At 39.6% G+C, this 16457-nt stretch carries 14 protein-coding genes, 1 tRNA gene, 3 rRNA genes and 1 other RNA gene; 1 reads left to right on the top strand and 18 read right to left on the bottom strand.

Annotated features, from left to right (window positions below):
* Nucleotides 1-6: 6 nt before the first annotated feature.
* The 15 genes from yabA to ffs form a co-directional block, all read right to left on the bottom strand.
* Complete coding sequence (yabA, locus tag Q8X41_RS12955) at nucleotides 7-366, bottom strand: DNA replication initiation control protein YabA (protein ID WP_397536725.1); 360 nt, start codon at nucleotides 364-366, stop codon at nucleotides 7-9.
* 22 nt (nucleotides 367-388) lie between these two features.
* A complete protein-coding gene (locus Q8X41_RS12950) occupies nucleotides 389-1207 on the bottom strand; it encodes a stage 0 sporulation family protein (protein WP_397536724.1) in 819 nt (272 codons plus the stop codon).
* Nucleotides 1200-2204 carry a DNA polymerase III subunit delta' gene (holB, locus tag Q8X41_RS12945; protein ID WP_397540268.1) on the bottom strand — a complete coding sequence of 335 codons (1005 nt, stop codon included), beginning with the start codon at nucleotides 2202-2204 and terminating at the stop codon, nucleotides 1200-1202. The genes Q8X41_RS12950 and holB overlap by 8 nt, the downstream gene beginning before the upstream one ends.
* Before the next feature lie 64 nt (nucleotides 2205-2268).
* Complete coding sequence (locus tag Q8X41_RS12940) at nucleotides 2269-2706, bottom strand: YaaR family protein (protein WP_397536723.1); 438 nt, start codon at nucleotides 2704-2706, stop codon at nucleotides 2269-2271.
* 20 nt (nucleotides 2707-2726) lie between these two features.
* Nucleotides 2727-3056, bottom strand: coding sequence for a cyclic-di-AMP receptor (locus Q8X41_RS12935; protein ID WP_397536722.1), 330 nt, complete (start codon nucleotides 3054-3056; stop codon nucleotides 2727-2729).
* A gap of 74 nt (nucleotides 3057-3130) precedes the next feature.
* Nucleotides 3131-3757: a dTMP kinase gene (gene tmk / locus Q8X41_RS12930; RefSeq protein WP_397536721.1), complete on the bottom strand. Its 627-nt coding sequence runs from the start codon at nucleotides 3755-3757 to the stop codon at nucleotides 3131-3133.
* A gap of 817 nt (nucleotides 3758-4574) precedes the next feature.
* Nucleotides 4575-4691: ribosomal RNA gene (rrf, locus tag Q8X41_RS12925) — 5S ribosomal RNA — on the bottom strand.
* A gap of 59 nt (nucleotides 4692-4750) precedes the next feature.
* Nucleotides 4751-7678 (bottom strand): 23S ribosomal RNA (locus Q8X41_RS12920).
* A gap of 182 nt (nucleotides 7679-7860) precedes the next feature.
* Nucleotides 7861-9410 (bottom strand): 16S ribosomal RNA (locus Q8X41_RS12915).
* The 16S, 23S and 5S rRNA genes sit together here, the layout of an rRNA operon.
* Before the next feature lie 389 nt (nucleotides 9411-9799).
* Nucleotides 9800-10078: a pro-sigmaK processing inhibitor BofA family protein gene (locus tag Q8X41_RS12910; RefSeq protein ID WP_397536720.1), complete on the bottom strand. Its 279-nt coding sequence runs from the start codon at nucleotides 10076-10078 to the stop codon at nucleotides 9800-9802.
* A 66-nt stretch (nucleotides 10079-10144) separates the two neighbouring features.
* Nucleotides 10145-10357 (bottom strand): YaaL family protein, encoded by a 213-nt coding sequence (locus Q8X41_RS12905; protein WP_397536719.1) that lies wholly within the window; start codon nucleotides 10355-10357, stop codon nucleotides 10145-10147.
* Between the two features lie 18 nt (nucleotides 10358-10375).
* Nucleotides 10376-10972, bottom strand: coding sequence for a recombination mediator RecR (recR, locus tag Q8X41_RS12900; RefSeq protein WP_397536718.1), 597 nt, complete (start codon nucleotides 10970-10972; stop codon nucleotides 10376-10378).
* 12 nt (nucleotides 10973-10984) lie between these two features.
* Nucleotides 10985-11302: a YbaB/EbfC family nucleoid-associated protein gene (locus Q8X41_RS12895; RefSeq protein WP_397536717.1), complete on the bottom strand. Its 318-nt coding sequence runs from the start codon at nucleotides 11300-11302 to the stop codon at nucleotides 10985-10987.
* Between the two features lie 26 nt (nucleotides 11303-11328).
* A complete protein-coding gene (dnaX, locus tag Q8X41_RS12890) occupies nucleotides 11329-13098 on the bottom strand; it encodes a DNA polymerase III subunit gamma/tau (protein WP_397536716.1) in 1770 nt (589 codons plus the stop codon).
* A 145-nt stretch (nucleotides 13099-13243) separates the two neighbouring features.
* An RNA gene (ffs, locus tag Q8X41_RS12885) (signal recognition particle sRNA large type) lies at nucleotides 13244-13509 on the bottom strand.
* Between the two features lie 335 nt (nucleotides 13510-13844).
* On the opposite strand from ffs, the gene Q8X41_RS12880 reads away from it, so the two are divergent.
* Nucleotides 13845-13937, top strand: a tRNA-Ser gene (locus tag Q8X41_RS12880).
* 198 nt (nucleotides 13938-14135) lie between these two features.
* Here Q8X41_RS12880 and Q8X41_RS12875 read toward each other — a convergent pair.
* From Q8X41_RS12875 to Q8X41_RS12865, 3 genes are all read right to left on the bottom strand, one after another.
* The gene (locus Q8X41_RS12875; protein ID WP_397536715.1) at nucleotides 14136-14681 is read right to left on the bottom strand and encodes a TIGR00730 family Rossman fold protein; all 546 of its coding nucleotides are present in this window, start codon (nucleotides 14679-14681) and stop codon (nucleotides 14136-14138) included.
* 331 nt (nucleotides 14682-15012) lie between these two features.
* Complete coding sequence (locus Q8X41_RS12870) at nucleotides 15013-15684, bottom strand: deoxynucleoside kinase (RefSeq protein WP_397536714.1); 672 nt, start codon at nucleotides 15682-15684, stop codon at nucleotides 15013-15015.
* Nucleotides 15681-16319: a deoxynucleoside kinase gene (locus Q8X41_RS12865; protein WP_397536713.1), complete on the bottom strand. Its 639-nt coding sequence runs from the start codon at nucleotides 16317-16319 to the stop codon at nucleotides 15681-15683. Before Q8X41_RS12865 ends, Q8X41_RS12870 begins: the two co-directional genes overlap by 4 nt.
* Between the last annotated feature and the right edge of the window lie 138 nt (nucleotides 16320-16457).

Genomic DNA, 16457 nt, shown 5'->3' with positions numbered 1-16457 from the left:
TATCAATTATTGTTTATTTAAAAATGATAGGCAGAATAAACAATCCTCGCCTTTTCTTGAACTACCAAAATGGACATGACAAACATGATATCCTTCGTGATATAGTCGGGCTAAATTATCATAGCCTTCGCCTACATCAATTATTTCTTGTTTCTCTTCCTCGGCATTCGGCTCAACATGTCCCTCTGGTTTTACAGAAAGAACTTCTTCTAAACGTGTTCGAAGATGATGATTTTCCATTTGTAATGTTTGATGCTCTTCCATCATGAGTGCAACAAATTTCTTCAATGCCTCAAATTGTTTTTGCATCGATTCAAGCTGTTGTTCGAACTCCATAACAGTGTCTAAGAAATTACGGTCCTTCACTCAAGCCACCTCATTATTCCCTCTATTGGACTGAACTATTTTCATACTGTAATATTTCATCCAATGTATATTCTAAGATTCGTTGTTCCTCAAATAATTCAACTTGAAGCACTCGTTCTAATATATTCAATCCAATTACCTTGCCTCTACCATCTGGTGTTGTAATTGTTTCACCCATATCAGGCATTTGTTCACGAGCCTCTTCATATTCATCATTTTCATATTTTAGACAGCACATTAGACGTCCACACAATCCTGATATTTTCGAAGGATTAAGCGATAAGTTCTGATCTTTTGCCATTTTAATGGATACTGGCTCAAAATCCCCTAAAAATGTTGAACAACATAGCATTCTTCCGCAAGGGCCAATACCACCTAACATTTTCGCTTCATCACGTACTCCAATTTGTCTTAATTCAATACGTGTGCGGAAAATAGCTGCAAGGTCTTTTACTAATTCGCGGAAATCAACTCTACCTTCTGCTGTGAAATAGAAGATAATTTTATTGCGATCAAATGTATATTCAACATCAACTAGTTTCATCTCTAATTCATGTTCTATTATTTTCTCTGTTGCTAAATCAAAGGCTCGTTTAGATTCAAGAGCGTTTTCATCTACTTGTATACGATCACGTTCATTTGCTGGTCGCACCACTTGTTTTAGTGGCAAAACTACATCATTTTCTCCAACTTGTTTCATAGAGACAACGATTCTTCCATATTCAATACCCCTGGCAGTCTCTACAATAACATACTGCCCTTTTTCTAGAGAATAATCTCCAGGGTCAAAATAATATATTTTACCCGCTTTTTTAAAGCGGACACCTACTACTTTATACAAAGGATCTTCCCTCCTGCAGATTCAGCATCAGCTGCTCCATCATCAACGTCTTGTTCATATTACTTTGCAATTGTTTACGAGCATTTAAAATGGCTTGCAATTGCGATGATAGCTTATCGAAGGTTGTGTGAAGTGCTGCCTCTTTCCATGTTGAAAGTAAATCAGGATACGTACACATCGCCTCTGGATTTGCTTTAATTGCTACTATATCTCGGAAAGCAAATAACATTAAGTCTAATGCTAATTCTATTTGCTCTTTTTCTTTAAATAATGGTAACCAATCTTCATGTACAACTAACATTGCTTCATGTACATTTTTAAAGGTTGCTTCTACCAATTTTAACACTGTTTTTCTAGCCTGTGCAAACGCATCATCTTTTACAATTGAAAAAGCATCTTCTAAATCACTTGTCACCATACTTACTGTAGCTGCCATAGACTGCGTAATCCCCTCAGCAACCAACTCTTTCATCATGGAATTCCGAGGAATTTCTTGAAATTTAATATGCTGACAGCGCGAGCGAATGGTCGGTATGATTGCATTAATATTTTGCGTTATAAATATAGCTGTTACAACACCCTCAGGTTCCTCTAAAAACTTCAACAATTTATTAGCAGACTTTACATTTAATCTTTCAGCACTATGGATTACATATACTTTGCGCCCTGCTTCTAATCCTGTCTTACTCATCTCGTTTAGCAATTTTTCAATTGCATCTACCTTTATAAATTGTCCTTCAGGATATACTTGGTGAAAATTAGGGTGATTTCCTGATTTTATACGCTGGCAGCTTCGACATGTTTCACATGGAACATCATTTTGTGGATTTTCGCATAATAGCAGCCGAACAAAGTAAAGCATCACTTCTTCAGTGCCTGTACCTTTACCACCTTCTAATATATACGCATGTCCCACTCTGTTTTTTTCAAAAATTATTTGGAGCTGCTTCATCACTACTGGTTGTAATTTAAGTAGTTCTTCAGCTGTATGCATCATCATTCAACACCTTTTCATTGTTTGAAAAAATCCCGTGCTCCGAAATACCAAGAGACACGGGGTTTTACGTATAAAGATTGATTAACAATCCTTTAATCTCACCTATTTTAGCTAATAAGTCGACAGAATCCTTCTCTTCATTTAGAACGTCTTCTGTTAACTCAATAAGTTTTTCATCAATTGTATCTACTATTTTTAAGCGGCGGCCTTCACCAAATCGATTCCATGTATGAGATTGCTTCAACTCCATACCATAGGAAACTGCTTCCTTTAAAAAGCGTTTAACTAGCATCTTAAACTTTGCTAAATCACGTAAATTTTTAGATTTTGCAATACGATCGCCAGCTGTTGAAATATCACCTAATAATCTTGTTATTTGTTCGGTCTGCATACGTTGTCCAGACTTTACAACAAAATCCCCAAATCGCGTTGTTGGTTGGTGATTCGGCAGTTTTTGTCTAGTTGTATCCAATCCAATTCGCAGATCTTGGTTGATCTTCACTTAATTGTCTCCTCCGTCTCCTAGAAATGATGAAACTGTTCGATTGGTAACACGAAAACGGTTGCTCCCCCTACTTCAACTTCTACTGGGTAAGGGATATATGCATCTGCATTTCCACCCATTGGTGAAATAGGTGCCACCATTTGTTCCCGAGAACGACAATTATCGCGTATAACATCTAATACCTTATGAACTAGTGAATCCTCAGTACCAATCAAGAACGTTGTATTTCCTGAACGAAGAAATCCTCCTGTACTGGCCAATTTTGTTGCGCGAAAATCATTTTTCGTTAAAGCGTTTGAAAGACGGTTACTATCCTGATCTTGTACAACTGCCACAACTAATTTCATCGGCATTCACTCCTCTAATGTTATATAGGTTCTTCTATAAGTATAACATAGTTCACATTATCTCTTCATTTACTTTACAATGCATTTCTCAAAACTTTCCAGACATTTTGGAAAACTTCTTCTAATGATTTGCTTGCATCAATTACATGGATTCTTTCGGGGAATTTCTCAGCTAACATCAAATACGCTTCTCTTACTTTTTGGTGAAATGCTAGACTTTCTATATCTAAGCGATTTACTTCGCGTTCTTTATGCGCATTAATACGCGATAATCCTATTTCAGGATTTAAGTCAAAGAGAATAGTCATATCTGGCATATAATCACCAATGGCAAATTCATTGATAGATTTCACCCCTGTAATGCCTAACCCACGCCCAATACCTTGATATGCTAAAGATGAATCTATAAAGCGATCACATAGAACCACTTTTCCCTGTTTTAGAGCAGGCTCTATTTTTTCTACAAAGTGCTGACTTCTTGCTGCAGCATATAATAGTGCTTCAGTTTTTGCATCCATCTCTGTATGTGCTGGGTTTAAAATGACTTGTCGAATCTCTTCCGCAATCACGCTGCCACCTGGTTCACGTGTTGCTACTACTTCTCGTCCCTCTTCTTGCAATTTACTAACAACCATTTTGAGTACAGTAGTCTTACCTGCTCCCTCTGGCCCTTCAAATGTAAAAAATAATTTATTTGTCATAACTAAACCCTCTCATATATACTATTACATACCATTATACATGATTGGTTCTAATTAATAATACTATTGCGTGTGCTAAAATATGTTAAAAAATCTAACCATGCGCTTATATTAATGAAAATCATCTAAAATAGTTACATCTTACCGCTGCTGTTTTTATATGAGTAAACACAAGGAAAATTACTATTCGGTTAACCTCATTGAAATCACTACAAATCCTTGCCTCTTTTATATCTTCTTTCCCTAAACCATTAGGCTATCTCATCTCGATAAGTTACATAGGGGTTGGATAAAAGGTTAAAGCGGAGATGTTCGTTTAATTTTGTGAAAATAGAGTTTCCTTTCATAATGAAGTGAAGACGTTCTTTATTTTACCTTTTTGTTTTTGAAAAAGAATGTTGCAATAACTGTCGCAATAACTACTGTTACCTTTAAGATTGATACGTTTCTAGACATATTTACTCCTTTCATATCAAATTACTTTCTTTTTCATAGAGCATCATAAGTTTATTAATCATGCAAAATTATAGATAATCAGTTTATCAGTTGCTTTTATAACTTGTCTTCTTTCTTTTGTACCGCATTATTAATTTGGACCTCATAAATCATTATTCATATATAACCACTATTTGAAGTGTTAATTTCAAGAGTCTTGATAAACTATTTCCTGGTAAATATTTTTAATATACTTTAATTATGAACCACCATAATTAAAGTATATATCATAAATAAAACGAATGATGAGTATTTGCAAAAGATAAAAAAATAATCACATAGAGAAAAAGCACAACTGAATAATCAGTTGTGCTTTAAGTGTGCCTAGCAACGTCCTACTCTCGCAGGGGGACAGCCCCCAACTACCATTGGCGCTAAAGAGCTTAACTTCTGTGTTCGGCATGGGAACAGGTGTGACCTCTTTGCCATCATTACTAGACTATTGAGATTGTTCTCTCAAAACTGGATAAACATTCATTGAAGTTCTTAAATCAACTTTTGGTTAAGTCCTCGATCTATTAGTATTCGTCAGCTCCATGTGTCACCACACTTCCACCTCGAACCTATCTACCTTGTCGTCTTCAAGGGATCTTACTTACTTGCGTAATGGGAAATCTCATCTTGAGGGGGGCTTCATGCTTAGATGCTTTCAGCACTTATCCCGTCCACACATAGCTACCCAGCGATGCTCTTGGCAGAACAACTGGTACACCAGCGGTGTGTCCATCCCGGTCCTCTCGTACTAAGGACAGCTCCTCTCAAATTTCCTACGCCCACGACGGATAGGGACCGAACTGTCTCACGACGTTCTGAACCCAGCTCGCGTACCGCTTTAATGGGCGAACAGCCCAACCCTTGGGACCGACTACAGCCCCAGGATGCGATGAGCCGACATCGAGGTGCCAAACCTCCCCGTCGATGTGGACTCTTGGGGGAGATAAGCCTGTTATCCCCGGGGTAGCTTTTATCCGTTGAGCGATGGCCCTTCCATGCGGAACCACCGGATCACTAAGCCCGTCTTTCGACCCTGCTCGACTTGTAGGTCTCGCAGTCAAGCTCCCTTGTGCCTTTACACTCTACGAATGATTTCCAACCATTCTGAGGGAACCTTTGGGCGCCTCCGTTACTCTTTAGGAGGCGACCGCCCCAGTCAAACTGTCCGCCTGACACTGTCTCCTACCCCGCTAAGGGGTACGGGTTAGAATTTCAATACAGCTGGGGTAGTATCCCAAGGACGCCTCCACCGAAGCTGGCGCTCCGGTCTCTCTGGCTCCTACCTATCCTGTACAAGCTGTACCAAAATTCAATATCAGGCTACAGTAAAGCTCCACGGGGTCTTTCCGTCCTGTCGCGGGTAACCTGCATCTTCACAGGTACTATAATTTCACCGAGTCTCTCGTTGAGACAGTGCCCAGATCGTTACGCCTTTCGTGCGGGTCGGAACTTACCCGACAAGGAATTTCGCTACCTTAGGACCGTTATAGTTACGGCCGCCGTTTACTGGGGCTTCGGTTCTCACCTTCGCTTACGCTAAGCAATCCCCTTAACCTTCCAGCACCGGGCAGGCGTCAGCCCCTATACGTCACCTTACGGTTTTGCAGAGACCTGTGTTTTTGCTAAACAGTCGCCTGGGCCTATTCACTGCGGCTCTCTCGGGCTTGCACCCTACTAGAGCACCCCTTCTCCCGAAGTTACGGGGTCATTTTGCCGAGTTCCTTAACGAGAGTTCTCTCGCTCACCTTAGGATTCTCTCCTCGACTACCTGTGTCGGTTTGCGGTACGGGCACCTCCTACCTCGCTAGAGGCTTTTCTTGACAGTGTGAAATCAGGAACTTCGCTCATACGAGCTCGCCATCATAGCTCAACGTTATAGAGAGCGGATTTGCCTACTCTCACGCCTTACTATTTAGACGCACATAACCAACAGTGCGCTTACCCTATCCTACTGTGTCCCCCCATTACTCAAATGGTAGGGAGGTGGTACAGGAATATCAACCTGTTATCCATCGCCTACGCCTATCGGCCTCGGCTTAGGTCCCGACTAACCCTGAGAGGACGAGCCTTCCTCAGGAAACCTTAGTCATTCGGTGGATGGGATTCTCACCCATCTTTCGCTACTCATACCGGCATTCTCACTTCTAAGCGCTCCACCAGTCCTTCCGGTCTGACTTCTCAGCACTTAGAACGCTCTCCTACCACAGACATCGTAGATGTCTATCCACAGCTTCGGTGAATTGTTTAGCCCCGATACATTTTCGGCGCAGCGTCACTCGACCAGTGAGCTATTACGCACTCTTTAAATGATGGCTGCTTCTGAGCCAACATCCTGGTTGTCTAAGCAACGCCACATCCTTTTCCACTTAACAATTACTTTGGGACCTTAGCTGGTGGTCTGGGCTGTTTCCCTTTGACTACGGATCTTATCACTCGCAGTCTGACTCCCGTGCATAAATCACTGGCATTCGGAGTTTGTCTGAATTCGGTAATCCGGGATGGACCCCTAGTCCAAACAGTGCTCTACCTCCAGGATTCTCTATCACGAGGCTAGCCCTAAAGCTATTTCGGAGAGAACCAGCTATCTCCAGGTTCGATTGGAATTTCTCCGCTACCCACACCTCATCCCCGCACTTTTCAACGTGCGTGGGTTCGGGCCTCCAGTAAGTGTTACCTTACCTTCACCCTGGACATGGGTAGATCACCTGGTTTCGGGTCTACAACCACATACTCATTCGCCCTATTCAGACTCGCTTTCGCTACGGCTCCGTCTTTTCAACTTAACCTTGCATGTAATCGTAACTCGCCGGTTCATTCTACAAAAGGCACGCTATCACCCATTAACGGGCTCTAACTACTTGTAGGCACATGGTTTCAGGATCTCTTTCACTCCCCTCCCGGGGTGCTTTTCACCTTTCCCTCACGGTACTGGTTCACTATCGGTCACTAGAGAGTATTTAGCCTTGGGAGATGGTCCTCCCGGATTCCGACGGAATTTCACGTGTTCCGCCGTACTCAGGATCCACTCAGGAGAGAATGAACTTTTGACTACAGGACTGTTACCTTCTTTGGTGGGTCTTTCCAAACCGCTTCGTCTAACTCATTCCTTTGTAACTCCGTATTGAGTGTCCTACAACCCCAAGAGGCAAGCCTCTTGGTTTGGGCTCTTCCCGTTTCGCTCGCCGCTACTAAGGGAATCGAAATTTCTTTCTCTTCCTTCAGGTACTTAGATGTTTCAGTTCCCTGAGTCTGCCATCATGACGCTATGTATTCACGTCAAGATACTGTCCCATTACGAACAGTGGGTTCCCCCATTCGGAAATCTCCGGATCAAAGCTTACTTACAGCTCCCCGAAGCATATCGGTGTTAGTGCCGTCCTTCATCGGCTTCTAGTGCCAAGGCATCCGCCATGCGCCCTTAATAACTTAACCTATAAGTTATTAAGCCTAAAAAATTTAAAACTTAATATAAAAAATGTGTTACTTAAGAATTTCTTCAATGTCGTTTTATCCAGTTTTCAAAGAACAAGTTTTGAAAGCCATGAGCCTTCAAAACTGAACAGCAAGCGTTAATCATATAAGTTCCAAGAACTTATTTCCGAAATATTCCTTAGAAAGGAGGTGATCCAGCCGCACCTTCCGATACGGCTACCTTGTTACGACTTCACCCCAATCATCTATCCCACCTTCGGCGGCTGGCTCCAAAAGGTTACCTCACCGACTTCGGGTGTTACAAACTCTCGTGGTGTGACGGGCGGTGTGTACAAGGCCCGGGAACGTATTCACCGCGGCATGCTGATCCGCGATTACTAGCGATTCCGGCTTCATGTAGGCGAGTTGCAGCCTACAATCCGAACTGAGAACGGTTTTATGAGATTAGCGTACTCTCGCGAGTTAGCGACTCTTTGTACCGTCCATTGTAGCACGTGTGTAGCCCAGGTCATAAGGGGCATGATGATTTGACGTCATCCCCACCTTCCTCCGGTTTGTCACCGGCAGTCACCTTAGAGTGCCCAACTAAATGATGGCAACTAAGATTAAGGGTTGCGCTCGTTGCGGGACTTAACCCAACATCTCACGACACGAGCTGACGACAACCATGCACCACCTGTCACCAATGTCCCCGAAGGGAAAACTCTATCTCTAGAGCGGTCACTGGGATGTCAAGACCTGGTAAGGTTCTTCGCGTTGCTTCGAATTAAACCACATGCTCCACCGCTTGTGCGGGCCCCCGTCAATTCCTTTGAGTTTCAACCTTGCGGTCGTACTCCCCAGGCGGAGTGCTTAATGCGTTAGCTGCAGCACTAAGGGGCGGAAACCCCCTAACACTTAGCACTCATCGTTTACGGCGTGGACTACCAGGGTATCTAATCCTGTTTGCTCCCCACGCTTTCGCGCCTCAGTGTCAGTTACAGACCAGACAGTCGCCTTCGCCACTGGTGTTCCTCCAAATCTCTACGCATTTCACCGCTACACTTGGAATTCCACTATCCTCTTCTGCACTCAAGTTCCCCAGTTTCCAATGACCCTCCACGGTTGAGCCGTGGGCTTTCACATCAGACTTAAGAAACCACCTGCGCGCGCTTTACGCCCAATAAATCCGGACAACGCTTGCCACCTACGTATTACCGCGGCTGCTGGCACGTAGTTAGCCGTGGCTTTCTAATAAGGTACCGTCAAGGTACGTTCATTTCCTAACGTACTTGTTCTTCCCTTACAACAGAGTTTTACGATCCGAAAACCTTCATCACTCACGCGGCGTTGCTCCATCAGACTTTCGTCCATTGTGGAAGATTCCCTACTGCTGCCTCCCGTAGGAGTTTGGGCCGTGTCTCAGTCCCAATGTGGCCGATCACCCTCTCAGGTCGGCTATGCATCGTTGCCTTGGTAGGCCGTTACCCCACCAACTAGCTAATGCACCGCGGGCCCATCCTGTAGTGACGCCCGAAAGCGCCTTTCAACATTTCACCATGAGGTAAAATGGATTATCCGGTATTAGCTCCGGTTTCCCGAAGTTATCCCAGTCTACAGGGCAGGTTGCCCACGTGTTACTCACCCGTCCGCCGCTAAATCAGAGGAGCAAGCTCCTCGTCATTCGCTCGACTTGCATGTATTAGGCACGCCGCCAGCGTTCGTCCTGAGCCAGGATCAAACTCTCCATAAAAGTAAAGTTTGAAAGCTCATTAGCTTTGCTAGCGTATCATCTATAAGATGATATCTATTTTTGTCCTTGTTACTAACTGAAGTTAGTGAACAAAGTTTATTGATTAACGTCTTGCTTGTTCAGTTTTCAAGGTTCATATCTTGTCGCTATCTTAACGACTTAATTATTATATCACAACAATATTCTGTTGTCAATAACTTTATAAAAATATATTTCACAAAATCATTTTTGATATTCAATTAATGCGTCACTCGTAAGCGACTTAATTATTATATCAATCTAGCATTTCAAAGTCAATAACTTTTTTCAAAGAGTTGATATAGTTTTTATCGCCATTTAAATCAGCAACCTAACTAATATAGCACTTTATTAAGTTCTATGCAATACCCTTATAAAAAGAAGTAATTAAATCCAGTCAAACATACTACTAGTGCTACACCAGGCGTACCTAGCAGTGCCACAATTAAAATTGAAGCGAAGTTTAGCGGAATCCATAGTCCTAAATAACCCGCACCATACGATAGAGCATACAAAACGCAAAATGATAATGTTATACGAAATGCAACGCTTGAAAATAATTCAAGGATCTTTCTTATACCCTTTGGTTTACGTAAAACCCAGTAAAAAACAAACAGTACCCCGATTAAGCTGATTACAAGCTTGGCCATATAAATCACGCTCCATTAATATATGATGTAACTGATATATATGACAGGAATACTGTTTGTCATTCGTTATTTAATTAAAATTTTCCGAATACGTGCCTCTTTAAATAGATAGAAGTGTTTGCTTTCAGCAATTTTACGTTGTGCAATAATATTTAAATCATAATCAACCATTAAATTTTCTATTTCCTGTGTATGTTGCCATTCTTCTTTTGTATACCGCATTAACTGAACAAGCTTGTCATCGTACTCTTTACGCAACTTTTGTTTTCGAAAAAACATATCTTCTTGCACCCCAATCTACAATTCGCGTCTTCCTTCTAACGCTTTCGATAAAGTTACTTCATCTGCATATTCTAAATCTCCACCCACAGGCAGACCGTGGGCGATACGAGTTGTGCGAATACCGGATGGCTTTACAAGACGCGAAATGTACATAGCTGTAGCTTCGCCTTCTATTGTAGGGTTTGTTGCTAATATCAGTTCTTGTACTTCTTCGTTTTGCAATCTTTTTAATAAAGATGGAACATTAATATCTTCTGGACCTATACCGTCCATCGGAGAAATAGCACCTTGTAATACATGATAAAGGCCATGGTAATCTCGCATTTTTTCCATCGCAATGACATCTTTTGTATCTTGTACTACACAAATTGTTGAACGATCACGTTGTGGATCTTGGCATATATGACATGGATCTACGTCTGTAATATGTCCACATACAGAACAATAGCTTAAGTTGCGTTTAGCGTCTATTAAAGCTTTAGCAAAATTAAGTACCGTATCTTCTTGCATCGTTAACACAAAAAACGCCAGACGGGCCGCGGTTTTCGGCCCGATACCTGGCAATTTCATAAAACTATCGATTAATTTGGATATTGGTTCAGGATAATGCATCCTATATTCCCCCTAGAATCCAGGAAGATTCATTCCTTTTGTGAATTGTCCCATTGTTTCATTTGTAGTTTCATCAACCTTAGCAATTGCAGCATTCGTAGCGATGATAATCATATCTTGTAATAATTCAACATCTTCTGGATCTACAATTTCTGGATCAATAACAACTTCTTGCACTTGTTTTTGACCGTTCATTACTACTTTTACAAGTCCGTTACTAGCTGTACCTTCAAAAGTTTGAACTGCCAATTCTTCTTGTGCTTGCACCATTTTTTTTTGCATTTTTTGCATTTGTTTCATCATATTATTCATATTACCCATACCACGCATTGTTAAATTCCTCCCAGTATTTGAATTTACTCTTCAATTTCCACAAAATCTTTGCCAAATAATTTTTCGGCTTCTGAAACAAGTGGATCTTCTGAATCTTGTTGTTCTTCTACTAAAATAGATTGTACAACCTCAGAGACTTGTTCGCCACCTGTATCTTCTTGTTCAGTCTTTTTTTCCATTTTATGATGTTGGATAAAATCTGTTCTAATTTTCAACCAATTTTGTTCTGGCACGAAAACTATCTCATAGAAGTTCCCTGTTATCCCCGCCATATACTGTCCAAAATTAGCAATCAGCTCTTGATTATCCGCTGCCATTTGACAATGTATATCATACTTGAATTTTAGCACAAAAGCACTTGATGATGCCGCCACCGGTTCTGATTCTTCTAGCAAAGCGGATTGAGGCTTTGGAAGCTGATTGAGTATATCCGCCCAAGCACCTTTAATCATTTGAATGTCATGTTTCGTAGCTACTTTTAAAATTTCCTGAATCCTACCAACATGAACATTAAATGTACTAGCTTTTACTTGTTGTCTTGGTTGAGATTGTGTTTGTGTTTGTTGTTGTTTCTGAACTATTGTTCCACCTTGTTGCATTTGTAGAACTAAAGATTCTAATTCGATGATCTTCGATTGTAACTCTACAATTTGTGATGTATCGAGTGAAACATTCCCCGTAGTACCTATTGCAGCAGTTGTACGCCCTGTATTTGATTGTGACATTTTCAATAAGGCCGTTTCCAAATATACTTTTGAATGTAACGAAAACCGCATTTCCTGTTGTGTTTTCGAAAGAATATCAATATAGCTATAAAGCGTTTCCATCGAAAAGTCGCTGGCTAAGGTTTGAAACTTCTCATCTGTCGTTGCCAATTCAAGTAAATCACTTAAATCTGGCGCTGTTTGAATTAATAATAAATCTCTAAAGAAAGTAATAAGATCTTCAGAAAGCCGTACAGCATCCTTACCTTCACTCATCAGCTGTTCTAGCGTTGCTAATACGCTTGCTACATCTTTTTCAGCTAAACTTTTTGCCAATTCATAAAAGATTTCTTGACTAATAGATCCTGTTACAAATAGCGCATCTTCAAGCGTTAGTTTTTCACCGCTAAATGAGACTACTTGATCTAACATACTTAATGCGTCACGCATACCGCCGGCTGCAGACTTTGTAATGACTTTTAATGCTTGTTCGTCATAAGGTAGGTGAATATCTTCAAGCACTACTTTCATACGTTCTAAAATATCTATAGAAGATAAACGTTTAAAATCAAAACGCTGGCAACGGGAAATAATTGTTGCGGGTATTTTATGTGGTTCTGTCGTCGCTAATATAAAAACAACATGAGAAGGGGGCTCTTCTAAAGTTTTTAACAAAGCATTAAAAGCGCTTGTAGAAAGCATATGCACTTCATCAATGATATAAACCTTATAGCGGGCACTTGCAGGTGCAAAACGAACCTTCTCAATAATTTCACGCATTTCATCTACACTTGAATTGGACGCTGCATCAAACTCGATTACATCTGGATGCGAACCATTCGTTATGCTTTTACACGTTTCACATTCATTACATGGTTCATCAGTTGGAGCGTGCTCACAATTTAAAGCTTTCGCGAAGATTTTTGCCGTACTTGTTTTTCCGGTACCCCGTGGACCGGAAAATAAATATGCATGTGTTGTTTTATTGGCTAGGAGAGCATTTTGTAGTGTTCGTTTCACATGAGATTGCCCTGACATTTCTCTAAATGATTGTGGACGATACACTCGGTAAAAAGCTTGATATGTCAACGTTTTTCTCTCCTTTCTGCCGTTACAGTTTAATAATTCAATTATAGCATAAGAGGCGATTAGAAACCTTTATTGTATATGTATAAAAAAGAAAAAACTCACTTGTCTATAGAGACAAATGAGTTTGAAGTTTACACGGTTAATGCCGTGCACCTTTTCCCGACAGCCGTACATATGCGTTACTCTTGTCGTTAGCTCAGATTAGGCTACCCCGCGGCACATGAGTGAAACCACTTAATGCTGCTTCCTTCCGGACCTGACATGGTTCATGGGAACTCATTGCGCAGGACCCAATCGTCAACGCTACGTGCAAAAGGCAGACCATACATACGGACAGCCTCAAAAAGGAATTCAGTCTCGCTAAAGCGGATTGCGAGTTACAGGACACCGCTACCTTCCCACCTAGCACGGCAATTACTAGTATACGAATAGTTGATTAAAAAAGCAACTAAAATGCATACAATAAAAAAGTTAAGTGATATTTCAATTTAAAGAATATAAAATTATTGTCTAATGCTTCGTATTTACCTACAAAAAATTTGATGAATAATAAATAAATAACTTAACAACTCAGTTATTGATCACTATGCATATCTCATTTCTAATCTCTTTACTTTAAAAATCAATAATGTAAACCATTTTTATGTACGGGAAAAACAGTACAATTTTTTTAAAAGAAACTATTGACGAGATAAAAAAATGATGATAAAGTATATCTTGTCAGTAAGACAACAACATATTTTTTCGGAGGAATACCCAAGTCTGGCTGAAGGGATCGGTCTTGAAAACCGACAGGCGGGTCAAACCGCGCGGGGGTTCGAATCCCTCTTCCTCCTCCATTTTATTTTTATAAAATAACACGCGCATAATATTGAGATTGTATTCGTTGCAAATTGTAACGAATTTTTCTTAGTGTAATATAGTCTGAAAATTCTAAAACAAACTGTATGGTTTGTTTTTTTTGTGTTAAAAATCTTATTTGGGTAAAGATTTACTCTTTTAATCGCTACCCGTAGAAGAAAATCCCTGATCCCTTCTTATATCCCATTCTTTTTTTGAATCATTCCGAGTAACTCTTCTGGCTTTTGAATAATATATATATTATCTAAATGTTCTTGTTGCATAAAGCCTTCATCCACCATATGTTGCAATTGCAATTGCAGTAGTCGATAGTAGTCATTCACGTTATATAAGTATATTGGCTTTTGATGTTGTCCTATTTGCGATAATGTCACTACATCAAAAAACTCATCCATCGTACCTGCTCCACCAGGTAAAGCAATTAACAAATCGGCTAATTCAATCATTTTAGCCTTACGTTCATACATAGTCGTTACATGATGCAAATTAGTTATATGTTCATGAGTTACTTCTTTCCATTGTAAAAAACTTGGCATTACCCCTATAACATCCCCATTATTAGCTAGCGCAGCATCCGCAATTTTCCCCATTAGCCCTTGATTAGAGCCTCCATATACAATATCCATCTCATGTCTAGCTAAAAAGGTACCTAATTCCTCAGCCTTTTCTGCATAAATTGGGTTTTTGCCTATTTTTGATCCACAATAAATTCCGACGCGCATAATACCCCCCATTCCCCCCATTATCAATTAATTTCTCTACATTCGTCCTTACTTTAATTGTGAAATTCCTTAAATTAATACTTCAAAAGTTAAAAATAACGTTACATTTCAATGCGTAACATTATCTAAATATTATTATCCAATGTATATGTGAACAAATAACGAAAATAGAACATTAATATTGTAAGCGCTACACCATAATGTGATAATCTTCATCTAGATTAGCTCACTGTCCTTTTAAAATTTACTATTTTTGTATCGTTATATATTAAAGGGACTATACGAAAAGATGAACGTCGTCAACTTTTCGTATAGTCCCTCAATAACCGATTTATCTACGTCGTAAATGAGAGGTTTGCTCGATAAAATGGCCAATTCTTTCTAAAATAATTTCAATGGTATCTGGACTTTTCATTAAATCATAATCATTGATATCTAACCGAAGAACTGGGCAAGCATTGAAATTATCAATCCAATTTTCATAACGATTATGCATTTCATACCAATATTCTTTATCTGTTTGTTGTTCCATCGGACGTCCACGTTCCTCGATACGAGCAATGATATCGTCAATTGGACCTTCAAGGTAAATTAAAAGATCTGGATGTGGGAAATATGGTGTCATTACCATCGCATCAAATAAATTGGTATATGTTTCATAATCGGTTGGACTCATTGTTCCTTTATCATAATGCATTTTAGCAAAAATACCTGTATCTTCATAAATGGAACGGTCTTGGATAAAGCCACCACCATATTCAAAAATACGTTTTTGTTCCTTAAAGCGTTCAGCCAGGAAATAAACTTGCAAGTGGAAACTCCATTTACTAAAGTCATCGTAAAATTTATCTAAGTATGGATTTGTATCTACTTTTTCAAAAGATGTACGGAAATTTAATGCGTTTGCTAACGCTTTCGTCATTGTTGATTTACCGACACCTACTGTTCCTGCAATCGTAATAACTGCATTTGATGGGATGCCATATTTTTCTCTCAAATTCATTCCTTAAAGTTCCTTCTTTCTATTATTTCCTCAACTGTATTTAAGATTTTTTGTAAATCTGTAGCATTATGCACAAAGTCCATATCATCACCATTAAAGCGAACAACAAGGATATCAGGATGTTCTTGTTCAAAAACACGTATAAATTCATGATAATCAGCTACTAGTTGATTCATATAATCCCTGGATATCATCTTTTCAAATTCTCGACCTCTCATAGCAATACGTTTCATTAACGTATCTACACTTGCATACAAATATATAACAACGTTTGGTCTTATCATATCCTCAGTTAAAATTTGATAAATATCCTCGTACTTATGAAATTCCGATGATGGCAAAGTACGTTTTGCAAATATTAAATTTTTAAAGATATGATAATCGGCTACTACCGGTTGATCGTTAACTGCAATATATTTTTTAATATCATTTAATTGTTTATAGCGATTACACAAGAAGAACATTTCCGTTTGGAAGCTCCACTCATTAATATCTTCATAGAATTTATTTAAAAACGGATTTTCGTCTACAATTTCCTTCAATAAATGAAAACCAAAAGTCTCCGAAATTATTTTAGAAAGTGACGTTTTTCCGACGCCAATAGGCCCCTCTACCGTAATAAACGGAACAGGCATCAGAAGTCCCCCTTCGCTTATCTTTTTAGTGAATGACTATAATTCTAACACAGTAGAAAAATGAAGGACAGTCCAAGAAATCATTTTTCATATTAACTCGTATTCAATCGAACTTTATTAAATCAGTATCATTTCATT

It is taken from the genome of Rummeliibacillus pycnus, assembly GCF_044359855.1.
Lineage (GTDB): Bacteria > Bacillota > Bacilli > Bacillales_A > Planococcaceae > Rummeliibacillus > Rummeliibacillus pycnus_A.
This window is presented reverse-complemented; position numbering and strand designations above follow the sequence as displayed.